The 4,410-nt window shown below is 67.5% G+C and carries 2 protein-coding genes and 1 pseudogene; 2 read left to right on the top strand and 1 reads right to left on the bottom strand.

Features of this window, described 5'->3' with window-relative positions:
* Positions 1 to 274, top strand: a pseudogene (locus tag AX692_RS20295) (hypothetical protein); the annotation flags it as partial.
* A gap of 119 nt (positions 275 to 393) precedes the next feature.
* Positions 394 to 1,668: an HD-GYP domain-containing protein gene (locus AX692_RS16080; protein ID WP_073973574.1), complete on the top strand. Its 1,275-nt coding sequence runs from the start codon at positions 394 to 396 to the stop codon at positions 1,666 to 1,668.
* Positions 1,669 to 1,750: 82 nt separating this feature from the next.
* On the opposite strand, the gene AX692_RS16075 is transcribed toward AX692_RS16080, so the two are convergent.
* Positions 1,751 to 4,252 (bottom strand): TonB-dependent receptor domain-containing protein, encoded by a 2,502-nt coding sequence (locus AX692_RS16075; RefSeq protein ID WP_073973573.1) that lies wholly within the window; start codon positions 4,250 to 4,252, stop codon positions 1,751 to 1,753.
* Between the last annotated feature and the right edge of the window lie 158 nt (positions 4,253 to 4,410).

Here is a 4,410-nt window from a genome sequence, read left to right as displayed (position 1 = left end):
GGCCGGCGCCGGCCACAGTGCCCACGCCTCGCCGGCCCCGGCCTACGCCCCGCCCCCGCCCGCGTCAGCACCGCTCACCGCCGCACGCAAGCCCGCGCCCGCGCCGCTCCCGGCCGCACGCAAGCCCGCGCTTCCCCAGCCGCTCCCCGTGGCCGGCAACCTCGCCCGCAAGCCCGAGCCCGCGCACGCGCCCCTGTCCGCGCCGGCGCCGATGCCCGCGCCCCTGCCCGCGCCGATGTCCGCGCCCGCGGAGGATGACTGGAGCGAGTTCTGAGCGCCCTTTGCGCAGCCCTCGCCCCGCAACCTAGGGAAAACCCCGAGGTTCCCGCCAGCCAATCGCAAAGGTGCCAAACCTAGAATCCGGCCTCCATTTCCGAGAACAGGGCAGACCTCATGTTGAAGCAGATCGCTGTTTCCGATCTCGAACTGGGCATGTTCGTCCACAAGTTCGAGGGCGGGTGGTTCGAACATCCCTTCTGGAAGGCGAAGTTCCTGATCGAGGACCACGAGAGACTGGCCGCGATCAAGGCAAGCCGCTTGCGCGCGGTGGTGATCGACACCGCCAAGGGCCGCGATGTCGCGCCATCGGGGTCGGCGGCGCGCCCCTGCGAAGCTTCCGCGGCACCCGCCGCCGCGAGCGCCGCCTCGCGCATCCGCACCATCAAGCAGCGCACCGCGGTGCAGGTATCGGCAACCGGGCCGGTGACGATGGCGCAGGAGCTCGACAACGCTGCCACGATCGCCGAACAGGCGCGCGACAAGCTGCACAAGGCGTTCACCGCCACCCGGCTCGGCAAGGCGCTCGACGTGCGCAAGGTCGAACCCGTGGTGAGCGACATCCTCGCCTCGGTCCGGCGCAACCCCCAGGCGTTCAGCTCGCTGATGCGCTGCAAGCTCAAGAACGAGGCGGTCTTCCGCCACGCCCTGTCGGTCAGCGCGCTGATGGTGGCGCTCGCCGACCGGATGAAGCTGCCTGCGGCCGACATCCACAATTGCGGGCTCGCCGGCCTGCTGCTCGATATCGGCGTGAACTACCTGCCCCACGCCGGCGATCCCCCGGGCGGCGATTATCGCAATCTCCCCGAGCGCATCTGGAACCAGCACGTGATCCTCGGTCACCGTGCGCTGCAGAACGACGGCGACCTGCCCCAGCTGGTGCTCGACGCGTGCCTGCATCACCACGAGCGCATGGACGGGGGCGGCTATCCGCAAGGCGCCAAGGGTGAGGCCATTCCGGTGATCGCGCGGATGGCGGCGATCTGCGACACCTTCGACTTCCATCTCACCGCCTCCGATCGCAGCAAGGGCCTCGATCCGGCTGCCGCGATCGAGGCGATGCGCGCCGATGGCGGGGCCTTCGATCCCGAGATCCTGCGCGTCTTCGTCGAGACCGTCGGGATGTATCCGGTCGGCTCCTTCGTGGTGCTGGCGAGCCGGAAGATCGCGATGGTGATCGACGAGGATCGCAAGCAGCCGCTGCGCCCGGTGGTGCAGGCGTTCTATTCGCTCGATGCGGGCGAGCGCATCCTGCCGCACCGCATCGCGCTGGCCGAAGGCAACGACAACGAGCGCATCCTCGGGATCGCCGACCTCGCCGGGCTCGATCTGCCCGCCGATCCGCAGCTGCGCGAGCTGGTGTTCCTCAGCGCCTATCGCAACCAGGCTTGAAGCCTGATCTCCTTTTCCGCTGCCAAACAAAAAGGGCCGGCGATCGCTCGCCGGCCCTCCTGTCTTGCGCCCGGGGCGCGCCTCAGAAGGCGAGCCGCAGCGAGGCCTGCACCGTCCGCCCGTTCGCCGCGCGGGCAAAGCCGATGCCGTTGGCCGGCACGCTCGCCTGATTGACCTCGAAGATGCCGAGCGTATCGAAGAGGTTCTGCGCGCTCAGCGTGAACTGCAGGTTCTCGGCCGCCTGATATTCGGCAAAGGCGCCCACGGTGGTGAAGCCGGGCAGGCGCAGCTGGTTCGAATCCTGCGCAAAGGAGCCGGTGATCGTCACCACATTGGCCCCCGCCGCGAACTTGCCGAAGTCGACCGTCGGCACCGCGACCAGCACCCAGTCGGGCTGGTGGCGCGGTTCCTTGCCGGTGAGCGCGGGGTTCAATCGGTCTTCGGTGATCTTGGCCTGGGTATAGGTCGCCGCGAGGGTCAGGTTGAAGATGCCGCGCTGAAACGTGCCCTCGAGCTCGACGCCTTCGGCCTCGTAGGTGCGGTTGGTGGCATTGGCGGCGCCGTTGAGGACGTTCTGGTCCTCGGCCTCGACATGGAACACCGTGCCGTTGACGGTGATCCCGCCGCGGCGCAGCTTGAAGCCAGCCTCGTACTGGATCACGTCATCCTGTCGGTCGCCACTCGGCACGTTGCCTGTCAGGGGATCGACCGTGGGGGTGAAGAGCACCTTGTCGGCCGCGGCCCGCGCGCCCTTGCTGTAGCGCGCGAACAGCGAGAAGGGCTCGGCGACGCGGTAGTTCACGCCGACCGAATAGTTGAGGTAGCCGTAGTCGTAATTGACTGGCGCGGGGCGATCGAGCGGGAGGAAGGCGGTGCGCGTCTCGGCCGGGTTGATCATCCCGTCGCGGTTGAAATCGAAGCTGGTGAGCCCGACCCGCCCGCCGCCGAGGTCCGCGCCGAACAGCTGCCCGCGTACGCGCCCGCTATCATACCGGAGCGAGCCGCCGACCGCGAGCTTGCCGATGTGGAAGTTGACCGAGCCATAGGGCGCGATCACGCGGTAATCGACATCGAAGATGCGCCGAAACAGGCTGCTCTCGCGCCCGAAGGCGAAATAGCCGTTCAGCGTCTGCGGCTGTCCCGCGGCGTTGAAGATGTCGACCTGCGCAGTCCGCCCGCCGCCTGCCGCATCGACGATCATCGCTGTGTGCAGCCAGGTCGTGTCGAGCTCCTGCGTGACGTAATAGAGCCCCGCGGTCGTGGTCAGCTTGCCCCGCCCCCCGAAGGCGTCCACGTCCCACACCTTGCTGGCGCGCAGGTCGTTGGTGAAGTTGTCGAGCGAGCGCGCGCGCACGAAGCTGACGAAATAGAGCGAGAGCAGCCCGTTGCCGTTGATCAGGCTCCCGCCCGGGATCGGCTGGCCGGCCAGCGGCCCGCTGGCATAGGCCGCGGTCGATCCCGCCCCGCCGATCGAATTGGCGAAGGCCGACACGGTGTTCTGCCGGTTGGGGAACATGCGGCTGAAATCGCCGCCATTGACCGCATAGCGCGCCTTTTCGGTGATGGTCCAACCCGCGATGTCGAACTGCGCCTCGAAGCCGATCGACTTAGACTTGGCGCTTTGCCCCGTGCTGATCGGCAGGGCGACCGGCTGGTTGTTGCGATCGAGCGTGATCACCGGGCCGAGGAAGCCCGACAGGGTCGAATCCCGCCGCAGGTCGAAGCCGGGGAAGCTGCGGATTTCCGGGTTCTCGTTGGTGCCGGTAATGTTGACCGCATAGGGCGCGAAGGTCGGCGAGCGGTCGTCGAGCAGCTTGAAATAGGCGCGCACATAGCCGCCCTCGAAGGTGCGGGTGACGTTGGCCTTGATCTGGCCGCCGCGCCAACCGGTGAAGCCGATATCGCGCGGCCCTTCGCCCTGACGATAGAAACCGCCGATGTAGAAGCGGGTGTTCTCGCCCAGCTTGCCGCCGTAATCGAAATCGAGGCGCTTCTCGTCATAGTCGAGCCCGGTCGAGAACTGCGCGCGGCCTCCCTCCTGCTCGCCGGTGCGCGAGATCAGGTTGACGATCCCGCCCGGCGAATTGGACGCGAAGGTCGAGGCCGAGCCGCCGCGGATCGTCTCGATCGCGTTCACGGTGAAGTCGTTGCGCAGATAGACGTCGGTCGCGACATTGAAGAGGTCGCCGAATTCGAGCACCGGCAGGCCGTCTTCCTGGAACTGCATGTATTTGGAGCCGCCCGCTGCGAGCGGCAGGCCGCGCACGGTGTAGTTGTTGTTGCCCTCGCCGATGCCGGTCGCAACGCGCAGGCCCGCCATGGTGCGCAGGACATCACCGAGCGCGCGCGGGCCAAAGCGCTGGATGTCATCGCCCTTCAATGCGCTGGTCGAGGTTGCGCTGTCGAGCCGGTCGCGGCCCTTGGCCATCCCGGTCGAGAAGATTTCAGCCGTGGGCTTGGGTGCAGGTTCGCTCTGGGTTTCGGCAGCTTCGGCGTCAGCCTCGGCGGTATTGTCATTGGCCATCGCGGGCGCGGCGAGCGCGGTGGTGGCGGCGAACAGCAGCAGTCTCGTTCTGGATTTCATGGCATGGCTCCCCCCGTTTGTGCCGGGGCTGACGCCAGCCCGGCTTCTTCGAGTGCAGCCTGCCCGATAGGCCCGTGCATCTTGGCGCGGGGCAAAGCGGGGCCTAGCCGCTCTTATTCGTGACGATGTTGTTCTTAGGGAGATCAATCGTTGGCGGC

The sequence above is a fragment of the Erythrobacter donghaensis genome, assembly GCF_001557325.1.
Classification (GTDB): Bacteria; Pseudomonadota; Alphaproteobacteria; order Sphingomonadales; family Sphingomonadaceae; genus Erythrobacter; species Erythrobacter donghaensis_B.
Note: the sequence above shows the minus strand (reverse complement) of the source record. Positions and strands in the feature narration are given on the sequence as shown.

What these genes read in the sequence shown, in the direction of transcription:
- AX692_RS16075 (WP_073973573.1), bottom strand. Translation starts at nt 4,252, where the DNA reads ATGAAATCCAGAACGAGACTGCTGCTGTTCGCCGCCACCACCGCGCTC.
- AX692_RS16080 (WP_073973574.1), top strand. Translation starts at nt 394, where the DNA reads ATGTTGAAGCAGATCGCTGTTTCCGATCTCGAACTGGGCATGTTCGTC.